The sequence below is a fragment of the Neoaquamicrobium sediminum genome (genome assembly GCF_013240295.1).
Lineage (GTDB): Bacteria > Pseudomonadota > Alphaproteobacteria > Rhizobiales > Rhizobiaceae > Aerobium > Aerobium sediminum.
Window position 1 is genome coordinate 1,973,235 of the sequence record NZ_JABETK010000001.1, and the last position, 25,299, is coordinate 1,998,533.

Sequence of the window (25,299 nt, forward strand, 5' to 3'; positions counted from 1 at the left end):
CTATCGTCCGGCAACCGCGCGGGCGGCAGCCATTGCACCCAGACGCAGCAGGTCGCGCTGCGTCTTGTCATAGTCTTCGAGCCAGCCGTCGCTGAGGCGATGGGCGTGGACGGCAAGCACCGCCCCCGTCCGCATGCCGAGCGCATGGCCGGCAGCAAGCACGATCTCGGCTTCCATCTCGACACCGTCGGCGCCGAGCGCGGCGAGCTGGTCGAGGATCGCGGGCGTGCCGTCGCCGTCGGGGCGATCCGGTCGGCCCTGTGCCCGATAATAGCCATCGGCGGTCGCGCAGGTTCCTGGACGACCGGGCAGCCCAAGTTTGCCCCTTGCAGTATCGAGCAGCGTCACGATGCCGATGTCGGCCAGCACCCGTTCGCCGGGTTCAGCATAAAAGGCAGCAACGCCGCTGTTGCGGATCGCCTCGACGACGACGAGGAAGTTACCCAGCGCAAGGTCCGGCGCGAGCGCGCCCATGCCACCGGTGCGGATCGCGACCTCGACGCCGAGCGCGGCGAGCTCGACCATGACGATCTCGGTCGACGCGCCGCCTATGCCGGTCGAGCAGATGCCGACCGCAACGCCATCCAGCGTGCCGACGCCCATGCGGAACTCGCGGTTCTGGCCGACAATCTCGAAGTTTTCGAGCACCTCGGCAGCCTTGTCGACGCGGCCGGGATCGCCAGGCAGCAGGAATGCCTTGGGCATGTTGTCGGGGCGCGGCAAATGAGGCGGCACGTCGCCCTTCCACGGCCAGATCGCGGAGCGCTCCTTCATCGCCATGACAGCAGCCACTTCTCGGTAAGCGCGAGCGCCTGATAGACGGCGATGCCGAGCAGCGAGGTGACGAGCACCATCGCGAACAGCAACGGCGTCTTGTAGGTGGTGCCGGCGAAGACCATGAGGTAGCCGAGGCCGGTGCCGCCCGAGAGCCATTCGGCAAGGATCGCGCCGATTGTCGCCTGCACTGCCGCGACCTTCAGGCCGGCGAAGATTTCCGGCACGGCCGCGGGCAGTTCCACGCGCAGCAGCTTGTCGCGCGGCGAGAGTTTCAGGATGGCGCACAGCGCATGAAGGTTCGCCGGCATCGATCGCAGGCCGAGCATGGTGCCCACCATGACCGGGAAGAACACCAGCGATACCGTCAATACGATCTTGGAGGTGAGGCCGAGGCCAAACCACAGGATGAAGAGCGGTGCGAGCGCGATCTTCGGGGCGGTCTGGAAGAAGAAGAGGTAGGGTCCGACGATCCGCTCCACACGCGGCCATTTGCCAAGCGCGAAACCGAGCGCGAAGCCGGCCGCCGAGCCGATGGCGAAGCCGGCGACGATGATGCCGACCGTGTGCGCGAGATGCGGCCAGATGGTGCCGCCGGCAAACAATCGCACCAGCTCCTCGAACACCGCATCCGGCGGTGGCAGCACGAAGCGCGGCACGTTGAACAGCTCGACGTACCCCCACCACGCGGCGATCAGCAGCAGCGGGGTCGCGACCGTGAAGATGCGTCGCAGCGCCGTGTCGTTCACCGCAGTTCCTTTCGCAGCGTCGAAAGCCACTGGTAGAAGCGCGGATCGTCCTTGATCGCTTCCGAGCGCTGCGGCCCGAGATCGAGGTGGTGAATGGCGCTGATGCGGCCGGGGCGCGCCGACATCACCGCCACGCGGTCGGAGAGGTAGGCCGCTTCCTCAATCGAATGGGTCACAAAGACGATGGTCGAGCCGGTCTCGGCCTTGATGCGCAGCAGTTCGTCGTTCATGCGGTCGCGCGTCAGCAGGTCGAGTGCGCCGAAGGGCTCGTCCATGAGCACGATGCGCGGGCTGTAGACCAGCGCGCGGGCGATCGCGGCGCGCTGTCGCATGCCGCCCGAAAGCTCCTTTGGCAGCGACTTTTCGAAAGCCCCGAGGCCCACCAGCGCGAGCATGGCGCGCGCGCGCTCGTTGGCCTCGGCGCGCGACGTGCGAAAGACATCGAGCGGGAAACGAACATTGTCGAGGATCGACAGCCACGGCAGCAGCACCGGTTCCTGGAAGACGAAGCCGACATCGGAGCCGGCGGTCGGGGGTCCGTCGCGCCACTTCAACGTTCCGCCGGTCAGCGGCTCAAGGCCGGAGAGGATGCGCAACAGCGTCGACTTGCCGCAACCCGAGGGGCCGATGAGGCTGAGAAATTCGCCTTCGTGGATGTCGAGCGTCGTTGGTGCCAGCGCTTCGACGCTGTCGCCATGGCGCGAACGGTAGATCTTCGTCACAGCCTGCGCGCTGACGAGAACCGGAAGGCTGCTGGTCTTTTCGGCCGGTTTCAATTTTTCGACTTTATGCCCCATTGTCTCAATTATGCGACGATGCTTGCAAAATTGAACTGCCGCGTCAAATGCGTTTGCGCAGGGCCGTTCATATTTTTGTCGCGATGCAGAGCCGCATAAGCCGCGGAAATGCTGGCTTTTGCACGCCTCGCGCGAAGCGCGGTGCGACGGTGAGGCGGATTCTGCAAATCGAATCAAGCGAATCGTTGGCAGCCGCGTGCAATCACCGCGCGCATGCGACCCCGTTGACATTCGATAGCTTGGTCATATGATTTAATCAATTGACCAGTCTCTCTGGGAGGAGAAATGCTGCAGCCCGCTGCCAATGCGGAGCGCCGCGATGCCGCGGACGCGATCCTCGACGCCGCGGAAGCGGTGTTTGCGGATCACGGCTTCGCCGCGGCCACCACGCGGGCCATCGCGGACCTCGCCAAGGTCAACCTGGCGCTGATCCACTACTATTTCCGGACCAAGGAGCAGCTTTTCGAGGCGGTCTTCGTGCGCCGCTCGGACGAGATCAACGATCGTCGACGGAGAATTCTCGCGGAACTCTTCTCCGGAGATCGGAGCCAGCACTGGAGCAGATTCTGGTGGCGCTGCTGCGTCCGACCATCGAGGTCGGCCGCATGTCCAATGGCGGCGGCTTTCACTATGCGCGCATGGTGGTCAACGTCGCCAGCGGTCATGACGAGCGCTCCACCCGCCTGACCGGCATGCAGTACAACGGCATCGCCCGCGAATTCATCGATGCGATCCAGAAGGTCATGCCGGGCATCTCGCGCGAGATGGCGGTGTGGTCCTACATGCACGCCATCAACATCGCGATGCCGCTGATGGCGCGCAATCACCGCCCCGCAGTGCTTTCCGACGGGCTTTGCCGCGACGACGATCTCGACGCGGTGATCGACAACGCCGTCACCTTCATCGCCGCCATTCGCGCGCTGGCGATATCGCATGCCGTGGACGAGGCCGGCAGGCTCCGTTCCGGAAACAGCAGCACGCCCGCCTGAAGGGCTGCAAACCAGGAGGAAACATGAACACCCATCTGCGTCGCGCCCTCGTGGCCGCAACTTTCCTTGCTTCGACCGGCGTCTCCGCCCAAGCCCAGGAGGAGATCAGCGTCACGCTGGTCAACGGTCATCCGCCGGTCTTCCTGTGGGTCAAGCACCTGACCGAGACCTACATCCCCACCGTCAACAAGGCGCTGGAAGGCTCCGGCTACACGATTGCGTGGAGCGAAGCCTATGGCGGCACGCTGGCGGCCGTCGGCGGCGAGCTTGAAGCGCTCGAGGACGGGCTTGCCGAAGTCGGCGTCGTGCCGACGGTCTTCGAGCCGACCGCTTTGCCGCTTCAGAACGTCTCCTATTTCACGCCGTTCAGCACGCCGGATCCGCGCCTGGTGCTGGAAACGGTCAATGCGCTGCATGAGAGCGTGCCGGGCATGGTCGATAGCTGGGAGCGCTACGACGTCGAATATCTCGGCGGCGGATTCGCGCTCGACAACTACCTGCTGATGACCAACTTCCCGGTCGAGTCGATCGACGACCTCAGCGGTCGCCGCATCGCCGCGCCCGGGCCGGCGGTCAACTGGCTGGAAGGCACCGGCGCGGTCGGCGTGGCCGGCAACCTCACCACCTACTACAACGACATCCAGACCGGCGTGTTCGACGGCGTGATCGTGTTCCCGACGGCGGCGGCTCCGGCCAAGCTGCAAGAGGTGGCGCCGCACATCACCATCACCGACTTCGGTGCGCAGTATGCCGGCTCGGTCGTGGCCAACAAGCCATGGTTCGACGAGCAGCCGGAGGCCGTGCAGGCGGCGCTGCGCGAAGGCGCGAAAGCCTACACCGAAGCCTATCTGCAGGAGCAGAACAGCCGCGTGGAGGCTGCCCTTGCCGGCATGCAGGAAAACGGCGGCACGCTGACCACGCTGTCCGACGAGGAGAAGGCCCGCTGGGCAGCGGCGCTGCCGCAGATCGCCGACACCTGGGCCAAGGCAGCCGAGGCTGACAACCTGCCGGCGTCGGAAGTGCTGGACGCCTATATAGGCGCGCTCAAGGAAGCCGGCGCACCGCTGCCGCGCGACTGGTCGCAACGCTAGGTCGCACTGAGAGAAGCCTTCTCGACGAAGGCTTCTCCTTGCCTGTTGCCTGCCGGGCCTGTCCCGGCAGGTCTCCGCTGATCATTTCAAACCCGTTCGACAGGTGAAGACATGCTTCCCGCAACGCTCGGCGAACTGCGAACCGGCTATCGTCCGGTCGACCTGGCCGCGAGGCTGCTCGACCGGCTGACGGTGGCGATGAGCGTCGTTGGTACGCTGGGCATCCTCGCCATCATGGTGCTGATCGCCTGCGACGTCATCGGCCGCGGCATGTTCGGCAGGCCGATCATGGGTGTGCCGGAGATCATCTCGATGTCCATCCTTGGCATCGTCTTCCTTCAGCTCGCCAATACGCTGGCGCGCGGAAAGCTGACGAGGGCCGATGCGCTCATCAACCAGCTTGCGCGCCGCGCGCCGCGTGTCGGCCTGTTCGTCGACGCCGTGATGCACGCCGCCGGTGCGCTGTTGACCGGCGTACTCGTCACCGCCTTCTACCCGCTGTTCCTGCGCAGCTATGGCCGCAACGAGACCGTCGGCACCGTCGGGCAGTTCATCGCGCCGATCTGGCCGGTCCATTTCATCGTGCTGGCCGGCGCGACCGTGCTGTGCGCGGTTTTCGTGATGCGTGCGGTGGCACTCTTCATCCTGGCGTTTCAGTCTGCGGCCCAAGAACGGAGTGAGTCATGAGCGGCGTCGAGATCGGTCTCGCCTCGCTCGCGGCGATCCTCGTCCTGATCTATTCGGGTTTGCATGTGGCGATCTCGCTCGCCCTCGTCAGCTTCGTTGGCATCTGGCTTTTGCGCGATAATGCCGACCAGGCGGCACGCATCCTGTCACTGGCGGCACGCGAGAGCATTTCGAGCTACCTGTTCGGCGTCGTGCCGCTGTTCGTGCTGATGGGGCTGGTGGTGAGCCGCGCCGGCATCGGCCGCGATACGTTCGATGTCGCCAACCGCCTGTTCCACAAGGTGCGCGGCGGTCTCGGCATGGCGACAGTCGGCGCCAACGCTATCTTTGCCGCCATCACCGGAATTTCCATCGCGTCGGCCGCCGTCTTCACCAAGGTCGCCGTGCCGGAGATGATACGCATCGGCTACACGGCGCGCTTCGCCACAGGCATCGTTGCCGGCAGCTCGGTGCTTGGGATGCTGATCCCGCCGAGCCTGCTGCTGATCCTCTACGGCATCATCGCCGAGCAGTCGGTCGGCGCGCTCTTCCTTGCAGGTGTGGGGCCAGGTGTCCTGCTTGCGCTGGCATATTGCGCCGGCATCTGGGCGATGGTTCGCTTCTGTAAGGGTTTCACCGGGACGCCCAACGAACTGACCGCCGAGATGCCCGAAGAGCAGTCGTCGGTTGCCTCGGACACCGTTTCCAAGCTGATGCCGATCCTCCTGCTCGTGGCGCTGGTTCTCGGCGGCATCTATGGCGGTCTGTTCACCCCGACCGAGGCCGGCGCCATCGGCGCGCTGGGGGCGATCGTGATCGCAGCCGCCAAGCGGCGCATCGGCCCGCGCACGCTGTGGGACGTCTCGCTCGAGACCGGCCACATCACCGCGTCGATCTGCTTCCTGATCATCGCGGCCACCATGTACAGCCGCATGCTGGCGCTGTCCGGCCTGCCCGCCTTCCTGACGGAATGGGTGATCGCGCTCGATATAGGCGTCTACGGCTTTATCGCGCTGTTCGTGCTGGTGCTCATCGTGCTCGGCACGATCCTCGATTCCTCCTCGATCATGCTGATCACGCTGCCGCTGGTCCTGCCGGTTGCCACTTCGATGGGGATCGACCTGATCTGGTTCGGCCTGATCACTGTGCTGGCGGTCGAGATCGGATTGCTGACGCCGCCGATGGGGCTCTCCGTCTACGTCATCAAGAGCACGCTCGACGATCCGTCGATCGGGCTCAATGACATCTTCGCCGGCGCGGCTCCGTTCGCGCTCATCATGCTGCTCGTCTTGCTTGCCGTGGTCGCCTTCCCCTGGATCGCGACGGGCATTCTCTAACCCCGCAAGGACTGAAACATGGCACGCCGCATCATCGACCTGTCCGTTCCGCTGGAGGCGGGCATCGCCTCCGACCCGCCCGGCCACGAACCGAAGATCACCTATCTTCCGCACAAGGACACGGCAGGACAGATCACCGGCTTCTTTCCCGGCCTGAAGGCGGAAGACCTGCCCGGCAAAGAGGGCTGGGCGATCGAACTGCTTCAGATCACGACGCATAACGGCACTCATCTCGACGCGCCCTACCATCACCACTCGACCATGGATGGTGGCAAGCGCGCGATCACCATCGACGAGGTGCCGCTCGACTGGTGCTTCCAGCCGGGCGTGAAGCTGGACTTCCGCCATTTCGCCGACGGCCAGATCGTCACCGCGGATGATGTGAAGCGCGAGCTCGAAAGGATCGAGCACACGCTAAAGCCGCTGGAAATAGTCGTGGTCAACACATCCGCCGGTACCGCCTATGGCCAGCCCGACTACACGCATCGCGGCTGCGGCATGGGCCGCGAGGCGACGCTGCATCTGCTCGAGCAGGGCGTTCGGGTGACCGGCACCGACGGGTGGAGCTGGGATGCGCCGTTCTCGCATACGCGCAACCGCTTCGCCGAAAGCAAGGACCCCTCGATTATCTGGGAAGGCCACCGCGCCAGCATGGAGATCGGCTACTGCCATATCGAGAAGCTGACCAACCTGGAGCAGCTTCCAGCCACCGGTTTCCAGATTTCCTGCTTCCCCTTCAAGATCCGCGCCGCTTCGGCGGGCTTCGTTCGCGCCGTCGCCATCATCGAGGACTGACGGCCCTTCTTCCGACCTTCACGAGGACATAGACACATGAGCAAGAACACCGGGAAAGTCATCATAAGCTGCGCCGTCACCGGCGGCATCCACACGCCGTCCATGTCGGACGCGCTGCCCTACACACCGGACGACATCGCCCGCCAGTCGATCGAGGCGGCAGAGGCCGGCGCAGCAATCCTGCATCTCCACGCGCGCGACCCGGAGACCGGCCGGCCGACGCCGGACCCGGCCGTGTTCATGCAGTTCCTGCCGCGCATCAAGCAGGCGACCGGCGCGGTGGTGAACATCACCACGGGCGGCGGGCTCGGCATGTCGCTGGAAGAGCGGCTGGCAGCCCCCATGCAGGCTGCACCGGAGATGTGCTCGCTCAACATGGGATCGATGAACTTCGGCATCTTCCCGATGGCAGCCAAGGAGCGCGACTGGAAGTTCGACTGGGAAAAGCCCTATATCCTCGGCACGGACGACTTCATCTTCCGCAACACGTTCCGCGACATCGAATACATCCTCAAGAATCTCGGCGAGAAGCACGGCACGCGCTTCGAGCATGAGTGCTACGATGTCGGCCACCTCTACAATCTCGCTCATTTCGTCGACCGCGGTCTCGTCAAGCCGCCCTTCTTCGTACAGATGATCTTCGGCATCCTCGGCGGCATCGGTGCGGCGCCGGAAAACCTGATCTTCATGAAAGAAACGGCCGACAAGCTGTTCGGCGACGACTATCAGTGGTCGGTTCTGGCGGCGGGCCGCCACCAGATGCCGATTGCCACGCAGGCCGCGTTGATGGGCGGCAACGTGCGGGTCGGGCTGGAGGATTCGCTCTATATCGGCCGCGGCAAGCTTGCCGAATCGAACGCCGAGCAGGTGCGCAAGATCAGGCTCATTATCGAGGAACTCGGCTTGGACATCGCAACGCCTGAAGAGGCCCGCGCCACGCTGGCCCTCAAGGGCGGCGACCGGGTTTCGTTCTAGCACCAGCACAATAGCAATGGAGCCGCCCCGCTGCGGGGCGGCGGGGAGGAGCGTGATGGCGGGCAATCCGATAGACGGCTTCGAGGTCGATCCTGCAACGGTCGGCTTCATTGGCGAAGGGCTGCAGCGGCCCGAATGCATTCTGGCCGAACGTGACGGGAGCCTGTGGAGCGCCGATGCGCGTGGCGGGGTGGTTCACATCCGGCCGGATGGCTCGCAGCACCTTGTCACCCAGCAGCTCGACGAGCGCTTTTCTGCCAATGCCGACGAGGCTGAGCGCTTCACCACCGGCACGCTGCCGAACGGCCTCGCCTTCGACCGCGACGGCTCCTTCCTCGTCTCCAACTTCGGCACCGACAGGCTGGAGCGGATGACCCGCGAGGGCCAGACCGCGGTGCTGGCGGATACGCTGGACGGGAAGCCCATCGGCAAGGTCAATTTCGTCCTGCGTGACAGCAAGGGCCGGGTCTGGCTGACGATCTCGACCCGCATGGTCAACTGGATGCAGGCGATCAGCCCCAACCTCGCCGACGGCTATGTCGCCGTGTTCGACGAGCAGGGCCTGCGCGTCGTCGCCGACGGCTTCCGCTTCACCAACGAGATTCGTTTCGATGCGGCGGAGGAATGGCTGTACGTCGTGGAGACGACCGGCCGGCGCGTCACGCGGCTGCGCATCGACGACCGCTGCGAAGTGACTGCACGCGAAACCTTCGGGCCGGACGACACCGGCGGGTTCATCGACGGCATCGCCTTCGACAGCCATGGCAATCTGTGGGGCACCCACGTGATGTCCGACCGCATCTTCGCGATCACGCCGGAAGGCGACTTCCGGGTGATACTCGACGACGACAACCCCGCACCGTCGAAGGTGCTCTATGACGCCTTCGCGCGCGATGCCGTGACACCGGACCTGATGCTGGCCTGCGGCGGCAAGCTGGCACCCTGGTTCGCTTCCGTGACGTTCGGCGGACCGGATCTCAGGACGGTCTATATCGGTTCGCTGCGTGGAACCCGGATACCGTTCTTCCGGTCACCCGTTGCCGGCCTGCCGATGTCGCACTGGTAGGCGATCAGCCGGTCGGCACCGCAACGACGGCGGCGCAGTCGCCGGCCTTGACGAGGCCGGGAAAGTGGCGCGCGGCGAGCAGCCCGTCCATCTTTGCGCGGATTTCCTGCGGCGCCGTACCAGTGCGGCCGACGCCGTGAATGCGCGCGACGACCATGCCCTGCTCGACCCTGTCGCCCAGATCGATCATCGTCTCGATCATGCCGTCGTCCTCGGCGAAGGAGAAACAGTCGCTTGACGGCATGTCGAGCCAGGCGGTCGGGGACTGCTCGACCGCGCCGGAGACGATGCCGGCATGGCGCAGCACGTTCATGACACCACGCCGCGCGATCCTGACGGTGCGCGCGCGGGAGGTTCCGCCACCGCCCAGCTCGGTGGTGACGAAGGTCTTGCCCATGTCCTCGGCCGCGGTGTCGAACATGCCGACCGCGTCGATCTCCAGCATCTTCACAGACCACGGCGCAGCGAAGGCCTCCACGGCCGCAAAGGCGCGCGCTTCCTGCACCTTGTCGGGCAGGACGTGCGCGGCGCAGAACGGCACGAAGTCGAGCGTGCGGCCGCCCGAATGGAAGTCGAGAACGATGTCGGCGCGCGGCAGCAAATGGCGCTGCACGTAGTCCGCGATCTTTTCGGTCACCGTGCCGTCGGGCTTGCCGGGGAAGCTACGGTTCATGTTGCCCTTGTCGATGGGCGACGTACGGGTGCCCGCCTGGAAGGCCGGGTAGTTGAGCGCGGGCAGGATAATGACCGTGCCCGACACGTCCTGCGGATCCAGCGTGCGAGCCAGATCGTAAAGCGCCAGCGGTCCCTCATACTCGTCGCCGTGGTTGCCGCCCGTCAGCAACGCCGTGGGTCCGCGGCCGTTGCTGATCACCGCGATTGGCACCATCACGGAACCCCACGCCGAGTCGTCCCGGCTGAAGGGCAGTCGCAGGAAACCATGCTGTGCGCCGGATCCGTCGAGGTCGATCGTCGGCACGATGGGAGAGGGACGAAGGTTCTGGTCGAGCATTGCGCTCAGTCCTTGACGAAAAGCTGCCTCGGCACATTGGCCAGGCAGTCCACACCGGTTTCGGTAATCAGGATGGATTCGGTGATCTCGAGGCCCATGTCCTCGAGCCAGAGGCCGGTCATGAAATGGAACGTCATGCCGGGTTCGAGCACCGTCCGGTCTCCCGGGCGCAGGCTCATCGTGCGCTCGCCCCAGTCCGGCGGATAGCTGATCCCGATCGGATAGCCCGTGCGGTTGTCCTTGACGATGCCGTATTTCTTGAGAACCGCGAAGAAGGCGTTTGCGATGTCCTCGCATGTGTTGCCGGGCCGCGCTGCCTCGAGACCGGCTTCCATGCCTTCGAGTGTCGCCTTCTCCGCATCAAGGAAGGCTTCGGTCGGCTTGCCGAGGAACACAGTGCGCGACAGCGGGCAGTGATAGCGGTGATAGCACCCGGCAATCTCGAAGAAGGTACCTTCATTGGCCTTCATCGGCCGGTCGTCCCAGGTCAGGTGAGGTGCCGAAGCGTCCGCGCCCGACGGCAGCAGGGGCACGATGGCGGGATAATCGCCGCCGAAATCGTCGACACCACGAATGCCGGCATCGTAGATTTCGGCAACGAGATCGCATTTGCGCATGCCGACTTCCGCCTTGTCGAGAATGCGGGCATGCATCGCCTCGACGATGCGCGCCGCCTTGCGCATATAGTCGATCTCGGTCGGGCTCTTGACCGCGCGCTGCCAGTTGACGAGCGCTGTGACATCCACGAAGCGTGCGTTGGGCAGCCCTTTCTGGAGTGCTGCGAAGGCTGCGGCCGAGAACCAGTAATTGTCCATCTCGATGCCAATCGCCAGACCGTCGAGACGACGGTCGCGCAGCACCTGCGTGAGGAAATCCATCGGGTGGCGCTCGGTGGACTGCACGTAGTGGTCGGCATAGCCGATGATGTTCTCGTGGCCGAGATAGGCCGTGCGCTTGGCGCCGTTGGCATCCTGGCCCGTCCGTACCAGATCGGCTCGCCCTGCGGCGGCACGATCACAGCCTGGTGCACGTAGAACGACCAGCCGTCATAGCCGGTTAGCCAGGCCATGTTCGACGGGTCGCTGACGATGAGAACGTCGATGCCACGCCGTTCCATCGCGCGGCGCGTCTTGGCCAGACGCTGGGCATATTCCTCACGCGTGAACTTGAGATTAGGCGAACTCATGAAGTGGGGGTTCCTCGCTTGGTCAGCTTTCGAAAATCGTTCCTGCCCGGGCCGCCGCCGCGCGCTGCCGGGCAAGTGTGGCGATGGCGGTGTCCTGCGCACCGGTGCCTGTCAGGTCGCAAAGGGTGATCGCCGTCGGCGACCGGCGCCCGCGCATCTTACCTGCCACGATTGCCCCTAGTTCGGGGAAGGCGGCATCGCCGGCAACCGCGCCCGCCTCGATGGCGTGGTGCAGTTCGCCCAACCGTCTGGTCTGTTTCAGGCTGTCCGCGACATAGGGTTCGGCGCGCTTGACCACAGCCGGGTCGATCTCGTTCTTGTGCTCCGCATCAGAACCCATGGCCGTGACATGCTGGCCGGGAGACAGCCAGTCGGCATTGATGAGCGGCTGCTCGGAGGGCGTGGTCGTTACCAACACATCTGCACCCGATGCCGCCTTCTTCGGGTCGGCTTCAGCGCGAACAAGGATACCCAGTTCCTCGCGCAGCCTTGCTGCCAGCGCCTCGGCCCTGGTCGCGTCTCGCGCCCAGATGCGCGCCTCGGCGATCGGCCGCACCAGCATCAACGCCTTGAGCTGCAGGCGCGCCTGCACGCCGGCTCCGAAGATCGCCGCGACGGTCGAATCCGCCCGCGACAGGTGCTTTGCAGCGACCGCACCGGCCGCCGCCGTGCGGATGTCGGTCAGGTAGCCGTTGTCGAGCAGCAGCGCTTCGGTCAGTCCGGTCTTTGCCGAGAGCAGGACCATCATGCCGTTGACGCTCGGAAGACCGAGCTTCGGATTGTCGAAGAAGCCGGGGCTGATCTTGATGGCGAAGCCGTCGACACCGGGAACATAGGCGGTCTTTACATCGACCTCCCCGCGATGCTCGGGAATGTCGAGCCGCAGGATCGGCGGCATGGCGACCGGCAGGGTGGCCAGCGCGCGGAAGGCGTTCTCTACGCAGTCGACGGCTTCCAGGTCGAGCGGCACGAGGTTCCGCAATTCGGCTTCGGTGAGGATGGTCATGCGGGTCATGCTGCGGGCTCCCCGGCAAAGGGGTTGTCGCCGCAGACGATGCGGCGGTGAAGTTCCATGTCGATGTTGCGGCCGGACAGGATAAGAACCGTCGGTCCGGCCGGCTTCACCCTTGCCGACAAAAGCGCCGCTATGCCGACGGCACCCGCACCTTCGACGATCTCGCGCTCTGCCTCATAGGCATGCGCTATGCCCGCGGCGATCTCTTCCTCCGACAGCAGCACAACCTCGTCGAGCAGGTCGCGGCACATGGCGAAGGTCAGCCGGTTGTCGAGGCCGATGCCGCCGCCGAGCGAGTCGGCCAGCGAGGCGACTTCCTCGACCTGCACCGGCGCGCCCGCGTCGAGGCTCGCCTTCATGGCCGCGCCCCGCGTCATCGAAACGCCGATCACCCGTGTCGATGGCGACCTGCCCTTGACGGCGGCCGCGATGCCTGCCGCAAGCCCGCCGCCCGAAAGCGGCACCAGCACTGTCTCGACCTCTGAAAGCGCGTCGACGATTTCGAGGCCGAGCGTTCCCTGACCCGCGATGACGCCGGGATGATCGAAGGGGGCACCATCGTCATGCCTTCATCGGCAACGAGGCGCTCCACCTCGACCTGGGCATCATCCTGGCTGTTGCCGACAATGCGGATCTCCGCACCCAGCCTGCGGATTTCGGAGACCTTGTTGTCGGGCACGAGGCGCGACATGCAGATCGTGGCGCGGATGCCTTCGGCCTTCGCTGCATGGGCAAGCGCGCGGCCGTGGTTGCCGGTGGACGCCGCCACGACACCGTGTTTGCGCTCTTCTTCGCCGAGCAGCGTTATCGCATTGGTCGCGCCGCGCAGCTTGAAGCTGCCGGTCGTCTGCCGGTGCTCCAGCTTCAGATGGACAGGAACGCCAAGGGTCTCCGACAGTGTCGATGACGTCACGAGCGCGGTTTGCTCGATCCTGCCGGCGATGCGTTCGCGGGCGGCGAGAATGTCGGAGAGGCTGATTGCGGCCGGGGTCATGGCGCGGCTCAGCGGGTAGGCAAAGGCAGCGTCATAAGACGCCCGTATTCGGGTTTGGCGGTTTCGTCACCGCAGAGGCGCAGGCATGTCCATGCCGTCGCCTGATTGCTGGTGACGACCGGCCTGCCGATCGCATCCTCGATGCGGGCAGCGACAGAGGCCGAACGCAACGCCGTGCAGGAGATGAACAGCGCCTCGGCGTCGGGCGCAGTGGCCTGCCTTGCCGCCTCCACGATCGAATCCAATGCGATCCGCGCCATCTTGCGATCGTCCTCGTAGCCGAGGCAGGTGAAGCTGGCAATGTCGAAGCCGTGCGCGGCAAAATAGTCCGCCATCGGCCTGCTGGTCTCGACGGTGTAGGGCGTAAGCACGCTGATGCGGCGCGCGCCGAGCGCTGCAAGAGCGGCCACCGCTGCAGTTGTGGGCGTGACCACTTTCGTGCCGGGCTTGCCGGCTGCGATGGAGTGCTCGATCTCGGCATCGCCGATGACGACCGACGCCGATGTGCAGGAATAGCAGATCGCATCGAGTGGTTCGTCCGGCAGGATCAGGGCGGCCGCTTCGCTGAGCGCCGGCTGCATGGCGCGCAGGTTCTGCGGCGTCGTCGGATTGGCATATGCGACGCGCGCGACATAGGTGCCGATGCCAGGGCCGGCGACCATGCGCGCGAAGTCCGGCTCGGTCGTGTGATCAGTGGCGAGAATGATCAGCCCGACCCGCCTTTCCATCGGCTCGGGGTCGATCGAAACCCGTCCGTAGGCAAGACGGATCGGTGCTGCCTTCGATGATCGAAGACTGCGAACGCATTAGTGGCTCACTTCACGGTAAGGCAGGGGCAGGAGGCAAGGCTCGTCACCTTGTGCGATACGCTGCCCAGCAGGAAACCTTCTACATCTCCCAACCCGCGGCTGCCGAGCACGATCAGATCGAAATTCTCGTCGCGAGCGACGTTCACTATGGTGCGCGCAGGGGGCCGCGCTTGACCATGGTGCGCACCTTGCTTACGCCCAGCCGCTCCAGTTCTTCGGCAGCGACGCGCACCACCTCGCGTGCATGCTCTGAGAGTGCCTTGTCTGGCGGGGATGGATCGGTAGCCCTCACCATAGACAGCGAACTTTCCAGCGGGCTGTGGTGTCGATAGACGCAGATCACGGCCATCTCGGCGTCGTAGCGGCCGGCGACATCGGCAGCCACGGCGAGCGCGCGCATGGCCGGCTCGGAGCCGTCGACCGGGAGCAGGATCTTGTTGAACATGGCCGTTTCCCCCTTCCTTTTACCTACTAGCGGAACGCCAGGTCACGCAGGAACAGCGCGATCTGCGGGAAGAAGATAAGCGCCACCGACACGCCCAGAAGCATGATGATGAAGGGCGGAGTGCCGCGAACGACTTCGAAGTAGGGGCGCTTGAAGACCGCAATCGCGGTGAAGATATCGCACCCGAAGGGCGGGGTCGCCGAACCGATCGCAACCTGTAGCGTGATGATCGTGCCGACGAGCACCGGATCGAGACCGACCGAATCCACCACCGGAGCAAAGATCGGCACAAGGACGAGGATGACCACGATCGGGTCGACGAACATGCAGCCGATGAAGAATGCAATCGAGATGACGAACAGGACGCCGATCTGGCCCATGTCGGCGATGCCGACGGATTCGAGGATTTGCTGGGGGATTTGCGCGAACGAAATGACCCACGAGAAGGCAGCTCCCGCACCAACGAGGATGAAGACGACCGCCGTGATCAGGCCCGTCGACTTTGCCGTCGCATAGACCTCCTTGAGGCCCATCGTCCGGAAGATGACCAGTTCGAGGATCAGCGCGTACAGGACACAGGCCGCCGCTGCCTCGGTGGGGCTGAACACGCCGCCATAGATGCCGCCGACGATAATCGCGGGGAAGCCGAGCGGCCACAGCGCCTGCTGGACGGCCGTCGCGCGTTCGCCCCAGCTTGCCTTCGGCTCGGTCGGCACATTGTGGCGCGTCGCATAGATGACCGCGTAGATCGAGAAGATCGCCAGGATCAGAAGGCCGGGGCCGATGCCCGCAATGAAGAGCTCGGCTATGGAGGTGCCCGACACCACGCCATAGATGATCATGCCAATCGATGGCGGGATCAGGAAAGCGATGTCGGACGAATTGACGATCAGCGCCAGAACGAAGCTGTCCTTGTAGCCGGCCTTGAGCATGCGCGGGCGCAGCGGGGTGCCGACGGCGACGACGGTCGCCTGGGTGGAGCCGGAAACGGCGCCGAACATGGTGCACGCGGCGGCGGTGGAGACGGCGAGACCGCCGCGGATGTGGCGCACGAACGCCATCACCATGTCGATCAGTCGCCCGGCGGACGTGCCGCGTGTCATGATGTCGGCGGCGAATATGAACATCGGCACGGCGATCAGCGAGGCCGGGCGGATGCCGGCCAGCATCTGCTGGACCATGGTCTCCAGTTGCCCGAAGCCGCCGAACAACACGAAGAAGCCAGCGAAGGCGGCCGCGATAAGCGGGATCATCATCGGAAAACCGATGAGGAGCAGCACGATCATGATGAGGAAGATGGTGAGTGCCATGTCGGGATCCTCAGACCTGATTGTCTTCCTCGTAGCCCTCGAGCACGAGCGTCGAGAGCCAGATGTCCTTTTCTGTCAGGTTCTTCACTGCAGTCAGCGCATATTGCGCGCCGGTCATGAAGAAGCCGACAGGCACCCAGACGTACATCCACCACACAGGTATCTGCAGCGCAGGCAAAAGCCTGCCGCGTCCGGCCAGCGTGATGACGTAGCCGGTGGCATACCAGCACAGACCGAACATGAAGATCGCAGTGACCACGGCGATCAGCACCATCGCGGCCCGGCGCGCGGGCGCCGGCAGCGTGTCGAAGATCGCCGACATACGGATATGGCGCCCGTGCCGCGCGGCATAGCTGATGCCGGCGAACGTGATCAGCACGATGAGGATCGAGTTGAGTTCCTCGGAAAAATAGATGCTCCTCTGAAGGACGAAGCGGCCGATCACATTGGCGATCGTGTTCGCCGCCATGAGCAGCACGCCGGCCGCAAGCATCACGGCTTCGATGCGCGCGATGGCTGTATCGATCACGCCGAGGAGGCCCGGCAGGTTTGATTCAGTCTGCGTGCCGGTGACTGTCTGGTCGCTCACGGCGCTTCTCCACGGCGAGAGTGGACGGAATGCGGCGCGTCCGGAACGCTAGGCCCCGGACGCGCAACGAGCCTCTAGTCAACCGCTGCGAGATCGGCCTTCATCTGGTCGAGGATCGCCTTGCCGCCGTCGCCGGTCATGCCGATAAATTCCTTCTCGACTTCCGCCGCGGCTTCCATGAACGGCTTGCGCTCTTCCTCCGACAGGATGTTGATCTGCATGTCGGGCTTGGCTTCCTTGATCTTCTCAAGCGACTCCGCCTGGAGGCCCTTCTGGTAATCCAGGATGTAGTCAAATGCCGACTGGGTCGCGGCCTGAACCAGTTCCTGGTCTTCCGCGCCGAGGCCGTCGAAGAAGTCCTTGTTGGCCATCATCGCCGTCGTGAAGTTGTTGTGGCCGAGACAGGTGATGACGTTCGTCACCTCGTACATCTTGGTCGATTCTAGGAAGAAGCCGGGATTTTCCTGGCCCTGGATGATGCCGGTCTGCAGCGCGCCGTAGACCTCACCCCAGGGCAGCGGCGTCGGCGTCGCGCCCCAGGCGGCATAGGCTTCGACCAGAAGCGGGTTGGTCATGACACGGAACTTGACCTCGTTGAGATCGGCCGGCGACTTCACCGGCTCCTGCGTGGTCAGGCAGACCTCGCCTTCCGGGAACATGGTCAGCAGCTCGAGACCCTGCTGGGCGTAGAGCTCAGGGAACATCTCGTTGATCGCCTTGGACGTGCGGAAGAACTCGAACAGCTTCGTCTCGTCCTGTGGCAGCAGGTAGGGCACGAAGAAGACCTGCGCCTCGGGGATCAGCGCGCCGGTGAAGCCCGGCGACTGGTCGACGAACTGCAGGATGCCGGCCTGCGCCTGCTCCATGATATCGGCCGACTCGCCCAGCGTGCCGAACGGGAACAGCGTCACGGTGTGATCCGAGTTCTCCTCGATGTACTCCTTGAACTTGGTCGCGTAGACGCCCTGGACCTCGTTCAACGCTTCCTCGAACGCGTAGCGCCACTCGTCCGCATGTGCGGAAAGCGGCATTACCGCGAGCGCGACGCCGGCAAGCAGGCCGCGTGAAATGGTCTTCGAAAGATTGCGCATGAAGGTTCCCCTTGTTTTGGCCGAGTCTGATGCCGTTCGGCTTGAAACGCCCGCTCGGCGTGCCGATCGAGACATGGCCTTACTTCAGGGAAGATTGTAAATCATGTCAATCAGAAAATAATATCATGACAATTATTGCTTAGCCGCACAATTGGCGGGCAACAGCGCCTATATCGCGAGCAGAAGATGCTCGGGGTCGGCGAGCAGAAGTTTCGCGACAACGCCTAGACCGGTCCGCAACTCTGCCTCGTCGGTCGAGCCGAGCGAAATGCGGACCGCGGGCGCCCATGGCGCTTCGGAGGTGCGGAAGGAAAGGCCGGGCGCTATCGCAACGTTCTGTAGCCGCGCCTGCGATACGAAGCTTTCCTCGCTGCGGCCGGGCGGCAGGGGGAGCCAGATGTGCAGGCTTTCAGCATGTGAATGGAACCGTGCATCCGCCAGCACCTCGGCGGCGATGGAGTGGCGCTTGCGGATTGCCGCGCGCTGCCACTCGACAAGCTGCATCGCCGTGCCGTCCTGAACCCATTTCGTGGCGATCTCGGCGACGACGGGCGTCGCCATCCAGTTGGAGACGAGGTGGCGGTTGGCAACAGCGGCAACGAAGCGGTCGGGCGCCGCCAGATAACCGATCCTGAGACCCGGAACGGTGATCTTGGTGAAGCTTGTGACGTAGAGCGTGCGCTCCGGCGCGAGTGCTGCGAGCGGCGGCGGCCGGTCTTCTATCAGCGGCCCGAGAACGTCGTTCTCGATGATGGTGATGTCGTGCCGTCGCGCCACCTCGATGATCGCGGCGCGGCGCGCCTTGCTCATCAGCGTTGCGGTCGGGTTGATGACCGAGGGCTGAACGAAGACGGCGCGGATGTCTGAGTGCCTGCAAAGCTCGTCGAGCGCATCCGGTATCAGCCCGTCTTCGTCGATCGGCAGGCCTTCCAGATTGAAGCCGAGATAGGTCGCGAGCGGTACGAGCGTATGGTGGCCGATGGCCTCGGCCGCGACGGTGGAGCCGGGCGGAGCAGCAGCCATCAGCGCCACCGTCATGCCGGCGGTCGCGCCGTTGGTCACGCTGACGTTGAGTTGCGAGGTTTCCAGACCGCAATGGCCCAGCCACTCGACCGCAGCGGCGCGGTGGCGCGGGAACACGACATTCGGGCGGAAGGACAGTGCCGCGCTGGCCGGCAGGTTCTCGGCGAGCCAGCCAAGCGCCTGCTTCATCTTGTCGTGATGCATCGTCTCGCAGACGGGTTTCAGGATCGAGAGGTCGATCACTTCTCCCAGCCGCTCGGGCAGATAGGGTGGGACGGGCTCGGGCTTGCGCGTCTGCACGAACGTACCGCGGCCGATCTCGCCTGCCACCAGGCCGCGGCGGATCAGCTCCTCATATGCGCGGCTGACGGTCTGCACAGAGAGGTGCAATTCGTCCGCGAGCCGCCTGTGGGTCGGCAGGCGCGTGCCGTTTTCCAGCCGCCCGTCATGGATCGCCCGCGCGAACTGGTCTGCAAGCGATAGATATGCAGGGCGTCGTATGAGGGCAGGATCGGGGCGCCAGATTGTCATGACTTCATTAGAGAACACAATCAGTGCAATTGACAATCGAAATCGCGCGCCATCATGGTGTCGCCGCAACAGGCTCGCATCCATGACCGCATCCAGACTCGACGCAATCGACCTCAAGATCCTCGACGCGATCCAGCGCGACGGGCGGATCACGAAGCTGGCGCTTGCGGAAAAGGTGGGGCTTTCGCCGACGCCTTGCTGGATGCGGCTGCGGCGGCTTGAGAAGGCCGGCATCATCTCGGGCTATCACGCGAGGGTCGATTTGCGACTGGTCGCGCCGGTGGCGACGGTGCTGGTCGAAGTGACGCTCGCGAGCCACCGGCAGGCCGACTTCGACCGCTTCGAACGCGCGGTGCGCGGCAGCCCGGAAGTCATCGCCTGCTGGTCGGTCGGCGGCGGTATCGATTACATGCTCAAGGTCGCCGCGCGCGACATCGACGCTTATCAGCGCTTCATCGATGCCATGCTGGAGCGCGAGATCGGCATCGACCGCTATTTCACCTACATCGTCACCCGCACGGTGAAAGAGGAGATCGCGCTGCCGGTGGCCACGTTGCTGCCGCCCGAGGCATGACAGGGTAGAGAGAATCTCCCCTTCTGGTCGTTCCACACAGACGATCTGTCTGCGCGGCGGCACAGGAACAGTCTCACTCTCTTCCTCTTCGTGGCTACCGTTGCCGTCGAACCCTATCGAGAGGCTCGACCATGTCCGCCCGTTTTGCTCCCACATTGCGTCACGACGCACTCGACAGTCTGGCCGACCGTCGGCTTCACCGGGAACTCGCTTATGTTGATGGCCACTGGACGGCGGGGGATGCCGGCGAGACGTTCGAGGTCACGGACCCCGCCACTGGTGAAAGCCTGGCATGGGTTGCATCGCTTGGCGAAGCGGAAACCGGTCGCGCGATCGACGCGGCATCTGCGGCGTTGTCCGTCTGGCAGGCGAAGCTGCCGCAGGAGCGGGCGGCAGTGCTGCGAACGTGGTTCGACCTGATCAAAGTGGCACGGGATGACCTTGCCCTGCTGATGACGCTCGAACAGGGCAAACCCCTGCAGGAATCTCTTGGCGAGATCGACTACGCCGCCTCCTTCGTCGAGTGGTACGGCGAGGAAGCCCGGCGCGTGAACGCCGAGAGCGTGACCAGCCACCTGCCCGGCGCGGAGATGATGGTGCGGCGCGAGCCACTGGGCGTCGTCGGACTGGTGACACCCTGGAACTTCCCTTCGGCAATGCTGACGCGAAAGGCCGCCGCTGCTCTGGCCGCCGGTTGCACGGTCGTGGCGCACCCGTCTTCCGAGACGCCGCTTTCGGCGCTCGCGCTGGCGGAGCTGGGCGAACGCGCGGGTCTGCCCGCCGGCGTGTTCAACATCGTTACCGGCGATGCTGCGACGATCGTTGGCGCACTATGCGCCGATATGCGCGTCCGGGCGCTGAGCTTTACCGGATCGACGGAGATCGGACGGCTGATCGCGAGCCAATGCGCGTCGACGATGAAACGGCTCGTGATGGAGCTCGGCGGCCATGCGCCGCTGATGATCTTCGACGATGCCGACATCGACAAGGCGGTGCGGATCGCAGTGGATGCGAAGTTCGCGACGTCTGGGCAGGACTGCCTTGCCGCCAACCGCATCTATGTGCAGCGCTCGATCTACGGGCGTTTCTGCGAGGCCTATGCAGCGCGGATCGACGCGCTCAAGGTTGGGCACGGGCTCGATCCAGGCGTCGAGATCGGACCGCTGATGCACGAGCGCGCGGTGCGCAAGGTCGAGGAGCAGGTGGCGGACGCGATTGCAAACGGTGCGCGGCTGCTTGCCGGCGGTGAGCGTGGCCAAGCCGGATCGCTTTTCTATCACCCGACGCTTCTGGTCGATGTTCCCGACAGCGCCGCGATCATGCGCGAGGAAACCTTCGGCCCCGTTGCGGCGGTGACGCCCTTCGACACCGAAGCCGAGGTCGTGGCCCGCGCCAACGCGACCGAATACGGGCTCGTGGCCTATGTCGTGACCGAGAACGGCGCGCGCCAGCTTCGCATGGGCAGGGCGCTCGACTATGGCATGGTCGCGATCAACCGGGTGAAGATCACCGGCGCGCCGGTGCCGTTCGGTGGCGTCAAGCAGTCCGGCCTCGGCCGCGAAGGCTCCCGCCACGGGCTCGAAGCCTTTACAGAACTCAAATATCTCTGCCTCGACGCAGCCTGAAGAAGAAGGAAGAAAGACGATGCTCGACCGCTCCAACGAACTCGCAGCCTGGGACCGCGACCATTTCTTCCATCCCTCCACCCATATGGGTATGCACGCGCGGGGAGAAGCTCTCAACCGCGTGATCGCCGGTGGCGAGGGCGTCTACATCACCGATGCGAACGGCAAGACGAGCCTCGATGCCTTTGCCGGCCTCTACTGCGTCAACGTCGGCTACGGGCGCCAGAAGATCGCCGATGCGATCGCGGAGCAGGCGCGCGAGCTTGCCTATTACCACGCCTATGTCGGCCACGGCACGGAAGCCTCGATCCGGCTTGCCAAGATGATCATCGACCGGGCGCCGGAAGGCATGAGCCGCGTCTATTTCGGCCTTTCCGGTTCCGATGCCAACGAGACCAACATCAAGCTGATCTGGTACTACAACAACGTGCTGGGGCGGCCGGAGAAGAAGAAGATCATCTCGCGCTGGCGCGGCTATCACGGCTCGGGCGTCATGACCGGTTCGCTGACGGGGCTCGAACTCTTCCACAATGCTTTCGACCTGCCGCGCGCGCCGATCCTGCACACCGAGGCGCCCTATTATTTCCGGCGCGAGGACCGCTCGATGTCGGAGGAGCAGTTTTCACAGCAATGCGCAGACAAGCTCGAGGAAATGATCCTCGCCGAGGGGCCGGACACGATTGCCGCCTTCATCGGTGAACCGATCCTTGGCACGGGCGGTATCGTGCCGCCGCCGGCCGGCTACTGGGAGAAGATCCAGGCGGTGCTGAAGAAGTACGATGTGCTGCTCGTCGCCGACGAGGTCGTCACAGGCTTCGGCCGGCTGGGCACCATGTTCGGTTCCGACCATTACGGGATGAAGCCCGACCTCATCACCATCGCCAAGGGCCTCACCTCGGCCTATGCGCCGCTCTCCGGTGTGATTGTCGGTGATCGTGTCTGGAAGGTGCTGGTCGACGGATCGGACAAGCTGGGTTCGCTCGGCCATGGCTGGACCTACTCGGCGCATCCGATCTGCGCGGCGGCGGGCGTCGCCAATCTGGAACTGATCGATGAACTCGATCTCGTCACCAATGCCGGAGAGACGGGGGCCTATTTCCGGGCCGCGCTTGCGGATGCGGTCGGCGGGCACGCGAATGTCGGCGAGGTGCGCGGCGACGGGCTGATGGCGGCGATAGAGTTCGTCGAGGATCGCGACGATCGCAAGTTCTTCGATGCGTCGCGGAAAATCGGGCCGCAGGTTGCAGCCGCGCTGCTCGATCGCGGCGTCATCGGCCGGGCCATGCCGCAGGGCGACATACTGGGCTTCGCGCCGCCGCTCTGCCTGACGCGCGAGGAAGCCGACATCGTGGTTGCCAAGACTGCCGAGGCGGTCAAGAGCGTGTTCGACCAGGGCTGAACCCAGGTTCAATCACCAGATAATAAAAATGGCGGGCCGAGGCCCGCCATTTGCTTATGCAGCAGTGAAAACCGCGATCAGGAAGCGGCTTCTTCCGAAGCTGCTTCCTCGGCCGGAGCGGCGGCGGCTTCGGCAGCAGCAGCGGCCTCTTCCGCGGCCTTTGCGGCGGCGGCTTCCTCTGCCTGCTTGGCGGCTGCGACGCGCTCCTGCGCCTTCTTGCCGGGCTGCGCCTTGGTCGGGTTGTTGCGTGCGTCGCGCTTGGCGAGGCCGGCTTCGTCAAGGAAGCGGGCGACGCGGTCGGTCGGCAGCGCGCCGTTGGCGAGCCAATGCTTGATGCGCTCCTCGTTGAGCTTCACGCGCTCGCCGTCCTTGGGCAGCATCGGATTCCAGGAACCGATCTGCTCGATGAAACGGCCGTCGCGGGGCGAGCGGACGTCGGCAACGACGACGTGGTAGTAAGGGCGCTTCTTGGAGCCCGCGCGGGCAAGACGGATTTTCAGTGCCATGTCATTTCTCCTAAAGTTTGGCCTGCGGCGTTCGGTTGATTTCAGGTTTCGGCATCCGCACCGGAGGCGATCGCCTCGTGGTGGCGGATGACCTCGCGGATGACGAAGTTCAGGAACTTCTCCGCGAAATCGGGGTCGAGGTTTGCATCGTGAGCAAGCTGACGAAGGCGCGCGATCTGCTGGCTCTCGCGCGCAGGGTCGGCCGGCGGCAGGTCGTGCTTCGCCTTGAGAACGCCGACCGCCTTGGTGCAGCGAAACCGCTCGGCAAGCATGTGGATCAGCGCCGCATCGATGTTGTCGATCGAGGCGCGGTATTCGGCAAGCTGCGCGCGGGCCGCGTCCATGGGTGTCGCGTCGTTCATCCTCGCCTCACTTCTTCTTGCCGCCGGGCAGCCCTGGAAGCTTCATGCCGCCTGGAAGGCCCGGCAGCCCTCCACCCGGCAGGCCGGGCAGACCGCCCGGCAGACCTTTCGGCATGCCGCCACCAAGACCGGCGGCTTCCGCCTGCTTCTGCAGCGCTTCGAGCTGCTTGGGGTCCATCTTCGACAGGTCGGGCATGCCGCCGCCCGGCATCATGCCGCCGAGGCCCATCTTGTTGGCCATGCCGCCCATCAGGCCGCGCATCATTCCGCCGCCCTTACCCTTGCCGCCCATGGCCTTCATCATGTCGGCCATCTGGCGGTGCATTTTCAGAAGCTTGTTGATCTGCGCCGCGTCGGTGCCCGAGCCGGCCGCGATGCGCTTCTTGCGCGAATGCTTGAGCAGGTCGGGATTGGCGCGCTCGGCTTTCGTCATCGACTGGATGATGGCGATCTGGCGGCCGAACATCTTGTCGTCGAGGCCCGCGGCGGCGATCTGGTCCTTCATTTTGCCCATGCCGGGCATCATGCCCATGATGCCGCCCATACCGCCCATCTTCTGCATCTGGCGGAGCTGGTCCGCGAGGTCGTTCAGGTCGAACTTGCCCGACTGCATCTTCTTCGCCATCGCCGCGGCCTTTTCCGCGTCGATGGTTTCGGCTGCCTTCTCGACGAGCGAGACGATGTCGCCCATGCCGAGGATGCGGTCGGCGATGCGCTTGGGGTGGAACTCCTCCAGCGCATCCATCTTTTCGCCGGTGCCGATGAGCTTGACCGGCTTGCCGGTCACCGCGCGCATCGACAGCGCTGCGCCGCCGCGGCCGTCGCCGTCCATGCGGGTCAGCACGAGGCCGGTGACGCCGACTCGCTCGTCGAAATTGCGGGCGAGGTTGACGGCGTCCTGACCGGTCAGCGAGTCGGCGACCAGCAGAATTTCGTGCGGGTTCGAGACCTTGCGGATATCCGCCATCTCGACCATCAGCGGCTCGTCGATATGCGTGCGGCCGGCGGTGTCGAGGATGACCACGTCGTGGCCGCCGAGCTTGCCCGCCTGCACGGCGCGGCGCGAGATGTCGACGGGGGTCTGGCCGGCGATGATGGGCAGCGTGGCAACGCCCGTCTGCTCTCCGATCTGGCGAAGCTGTTCCTGCGCGGCGGGGCGGCGCGTGTCGAGCGACGCCATCAGGACCTTCTTGCCCTGGCGCTCGGTCAGCCGCTTGGCGATCTTGCCGGTGGTGGTGGTCTTGCCCGAGCCCTGCAGGCCGACCATCATGATGACGACCGGGGCGGGCGCGTTGAGGTCGATGGTCGCGCCTTCGGCGCCGAGCATCTCGACGAGTTCGTCGTGGACGATCTTGACGACCATCTGGCCGGGCTTGATCGACTTCAGCACCTCGGCGCCGACGGCCTTCTCGCGCACCTTGTCGACGAAGGAGCGGACGACCTCGAGCGCGACGTCGGCCTCGATCAGCGCACGACGCACCTCGCGCAGCGCTGCCGAGACATCGGCCTCCGACAGCGCGCCGCGGCCGGTGAGGCCGTTCAATATCGAACCGAGTCTTTCCTGTAGGCTCTCAAACATCCGCTTTTCC

At 64.8% G+C, this 25,299-nt stretch carries 24 protein-coding genes and 3 pseudogenes; 11 read left to right on the plus strand and 16 right to left on the minus strand.

The features are described 5' to 3' along the window. From HK436_RS09600 to HK436_RS09610, 3 genes are read right to left on the minus strand one after another with little or no spacing between them, the layout of a single operon-like run. Positions 1 to 780, minus strand: coding sequence for a nucleoside phosphorylase (locus HK436_RS09600; RefSeq protein ID WP_206680495.1), 780 nt, complete (start codon positions 778 to 780; stop codon positions 1 to 3). Further along, complete coding sequence (locus tag HK436_RS09605) at positions 771 to 1,523, minus strand: ABC transporter permease (protein WP_173189170.1); 753 nt, start codon at positions 1,521 to 1,523, stop codon at positions 771 to 773. Before HK436_RS09605 ends, HK436_RS09600 begins: the two co-directional genes overlap by 10 nt. After that, a complete protein-coding gene (locus HK436_RS09610) occupies positions 1,520 to 2,320 on the minus strand; it encodes an ABC transporter ATP-binding protein (RefSeq protein ID WP_173189172.1) in 801 nt (266 codons plus the stop codon). The genes HK436_RS09605 and HK436_RS09610 overlap by 4 nt, the downstream gene beginning before the upstream one ends. Positions 2,321 to 2,605: 285 nt before the next feature. Here HK436_RS09610 and HK436_RS09615 point away from each other — a divergent pair, with 285 nt between their 5' ends. The 8 genes from HK436_RS09615 (at position 2,606) to HK436_RS09650 (ending at position 9,239) form a co-directional block, all read left to right on the plus strand. Further along, the gene (locus HK436_RS09615; RefSeq protein WP_173189174.1) at positions 2,606 to 3,007 is read left to right on the plus strand and encodes a TetR/AcrR family transcriptional regulator; all 402 of its coding nucleotides are present in this window, start codon (positions 2,606 to 2,608) and stop codon (positions 3,005 to 3,007) included. Further along, positions 2,890 to 3,309: a hypothetical protein gene (locus tag HK436_RS09620; protein ID WP_173189176.1), complete on the plus strand. Its 420-nt coding sequence runs from the start codon at positions 2,890 to 2,892 to the stop codon at positions 3,307 to 3,309. Before HK436_RS09615 ends, HK436_RS09620 begins: the two co-directional genes overlap by 118 nt. A gap of 23 nt (positions 3,310 to 3,332) precedes the next feature. Further along, positions 3,333 to 4,400, plus strand: a complete 1,068-nt coding sequence (locus tag HK436_RS09625) for a C4-dicarboxylate TRAP transporter substrate-binding protein (protein ID WP_173189178.1) — start codon at positions 3,333 to 3,335, stop codon at positions 4,398 to 4,400. 111 nt (positions 4,401 to 4,511) lie between these two features. Further along, positions 4,512 to 5,087 (plus strand): TRAP transporter small permease subunit, encoded by a 576-nt coding sequence (locus tag HK436_RS09630; protein ID WP_173189180.1) that lies wholly within the window; start codon positions 4,512 to 4,514, stop codon positions 5,085 to 5,087. Next, the gene (locus HK436_RS09635) at positions 5,084 to 6,403 is read left to right on the plus strand and encodes a TRAP transporter large permease (protein WP_173189182.1); all 1,320 of its coding nucleotides are present in this window, start codon (positions 5,084 to 5,086) and stop codon (positions 6,401 to 6,403) included. Before HK436_RS09630 ends, HK436_RS09635 begins: the two co-directional genes overlap by 4 nt. A gap of 18 nt (positions 6,404 to 6,421) precedes the next feature. Beyond that, entirely contained in the window at positions 6,422 to 7,198 is a 777-nt protein-coding gene (locus HK436_RS09640; RefSeq protein ID WP_173189184.1) for a cyclase family protein, read from the plus strand. 36 nt (positions 7,199 to 7,234) lie between these two features. Further along, on the plus strand, positions 7,235 to 8,173 hold the full coding sequence (gene kce / locus HK436_RS09645; RefSeq protein ID WP_173189186.1) for a 3,5-dioxohexanoate:acetyl-CoA acetone transferase: 939 nt from the start codon (positions 7,235 to 7,237) through the stop codon (positions 8,171 to 8,173). A 55-nt stretch (positions 8,174 to 8,228) separates the two neighbouring features. After that, entirely contained in the window at positions 8,229 to 9,239 is a 1,011-nt protein-coding gene (locus HK436_RS09650; protein WP_173189188.1) for an SMP-30/gluconolactonase/LRE family protein, read from the plus strand. 4 nt (positions 9,240 to 9,243) lie between these two features. Here the strand turns inward: HK436_RS09650 and doeB are convergent, their stop codons facing one another. The 10 genes and pseudogenes from doeB to ehuR all read right to left on the minus strand — a co-directional run bounded on the left by doeB (position 9,244) and on the right by ehuR (position 19,244). Beyond that, complete coding sequence (gene doeB / locus HK436_RS09655; protein ID WP_173189190.1) at positions 9,244 to 10,251, minus strand: N(2)-acetyl-L-2,4-diaminobutanoate deacetylase DoeB; 1,008 nt, start codon at positions 10,249 to 10,251, stop codon at positions 9,244 to 9,246. A gap of 5 nt (positions 10,252 to 10,256) precedes the next feature. Then, positions 10,257 to 11,437, minus strand: a pseudogene (gene doeA / locus HK436_RS09660) (ectoine hydrolase DoeA). Between the two features lie 22 nt (positions 11,438 to 11,459). Next, positions 11,460 to 12,452, minus strand: a complete 993-nt coding sequence (gene eutC / locus HK436_RS09665; RefSeq protein WP_173189192.1) for an ectoine utilization protein EutC — start codon at positions 12,450 to 12,452, stop codon at positions 11,460 to 11,462. Then, positions 12,449 to 13,446 (minus strand): annotated as a pseudogene (gene eutB, locus HK436_RS09670) (hydroxyectoine utilization dehydratase EutB). Before eutB ends, eutC begins: the two are co-directional and overlap by 4 nt. A gap of 8 nt (positions 13,447 to 13,454) precedes the next feature. Then, complete coding sequence (gene eutA / locus HK436_RS09675; protein ID WP_173189194.1) at positions 13,455 to 14,174, minus strand: ectoine utilization protein EutA; 720 nt, start codon at positions 14,172 to 14,174, stop codon at positions 13,455 to 13,457. Between the two features lie 86 nt (positions 14,175 to 14,260). Then, positions 14,261 to 14,700, minus strand: a pseudogene (locus HK436_RS09680) (universal stress protein). A 26-nt stretch (positions 14,701 to 14,726) separates the two neighbouring features. Continuing rightward, a complete protein-coding gene (locus tag HK436_RS09685) occupies positions 14,727 to 16,010 on the minus strand; it encodes a TRAP transporter large permease (RefSeq protein ID WP_173189196.1) in 1,284 nt (427 codons plus the stop codon). Positions 16,011 to 16,020: 10 nt separating this feature from the next. Then, positions 16,021 to 16,599 carry a TRAP transporter small permease gene (locus HK436_RS09690; RefSeq protein ID WP_312860534.1) on the minus strand — a complete coding sequence of 193 codons (579 nt, stop codon included), beginning with the start codon at positions 16,597 to 16,599 and terminating at the stop codon, positions 16,021 to 16,023. 74 nt (positions 16,600 to 16,673) lie between these two features. Then, positions 16,674 to 17,690, minus strand: coding sequence for a TRAP transporter substrate-binding protein (locus HK436_RS09695; protein WP_173189198.1), 1,017 nt, complete (start codon positions 17,688 to 17,690; stop codon positions 16,674 to 16,676). A 168-nt stretch (positions 17,691 to 17,858) separates the two neighbouring features. Further along, positions 17,859 to 19,244 carry a MocR-like ectoine utilization transcription factor EhuR gene (gene ehuR / locus HK436_RS09700; RefSeq protein ID WP_173189200.1) on the minus strand — a complete coding sequence of 462 codons (1,386 nt, stop codon included), beginning with the start codon at positions 19,242 to 19,244 and terminating at the stop codon, positions 17,859 to 17,861. An 82-nt stretch (positions 19,245 to 19,326) separates the two neighbouring features. On the opposite strand from ehuR, the gene HK436_RS09705 reads away from it, so the two are divergent. The 3 genes from HK436_RS09705 to HK436_RS09715 all read left to right on the plus strand — a co-directional run bounded on the left by HK436_RS09705 (position 19,327) and on the right by HK436_RS09715 (position 22,842). Continuing rightward, positions 19,327 to 19,818, plus strand: coding sequence for an Lrp/AsnC family transcriptional regulator (locus tag HK436_RS09705; protein WP_173189202.1), 492 nt, complete (start codon positions 19,327 to 19,329; stop codon positions 19,816 to 19,818). 131 nt (positions 19,819 to 19,949) lie between these two features. Next, complete coding sequence (locus tag HK436_RS09710; RefSeq protein ID WP_173189204.1) at positions 19,950 to 21,443, plus strand: NAD-dependent succinate-semialdehyde dehydrogenase; 1,494 nt, start codon at positions 19,950 to 19,952, stop codon at positions 21,441 to 21,443. Positions 21,444 to 21,462: 19 nt separating this feature from the next. Next, positions 21,463 to 22,842, plus strand: coding sequence for an aspartate aminotransferase family protein (locus tag HK436_RS09715; RefSeq protein WP_173189206.1), 1,380 nt, complete (start codon positions 21,463 to 21,465; stop codon positions 22,840 to 22,842). Between the two features lie 77 nt (positions 22,843 to 22,919). On the opposite strand, the gene rpsP is transcribed toward HK436_RS09715, so the two are convergent. Genes rpsP through ffh form a run of 3 tightly spaced genes read right to left on the minus strand, consistent with a single transcriptional unit; the run spans position 22,920 to position 25,289 of the window. Further along, a complete protein-coding gene (gene rpsP / locus HK436_RS09720) occupies positions 22,920 to 23,348 on the minus strand; it encodes a 30S ribosomal protein S16 (RefSeq protein ID WP_173189208.1) in 429 nt (142 codons plus the stop codon). Positions 23,349 to 23,389: 41 nt separating this feature from the next. Continuing rightward, positions 23,390 to 23,710, minus strand: a complete 321-nt coding sequence (locus HK436_RS09725; protein WP_173189210.1) for a chorismate mutase — start codon at positions 23,708 to 23,710, stop codon at positions 23,390 to 23,392. Positions 23,711 to 23,717: 7 nt separating this feature from the next. Then, on the minus strand, positions 23,718 to 25,289 hold the full coding sequence (gene ffh, locus HK436_RS09730) for a signal recognition particle protein (RefSeq protein ID WP_173189212.1): 1,572 nt from the start codon (positions 25,287 to 25,289) through the stop codon (positions 23,718 to 23,720). Positions 25,290 to 25,299: the final 10 nt, after the last annotated feature.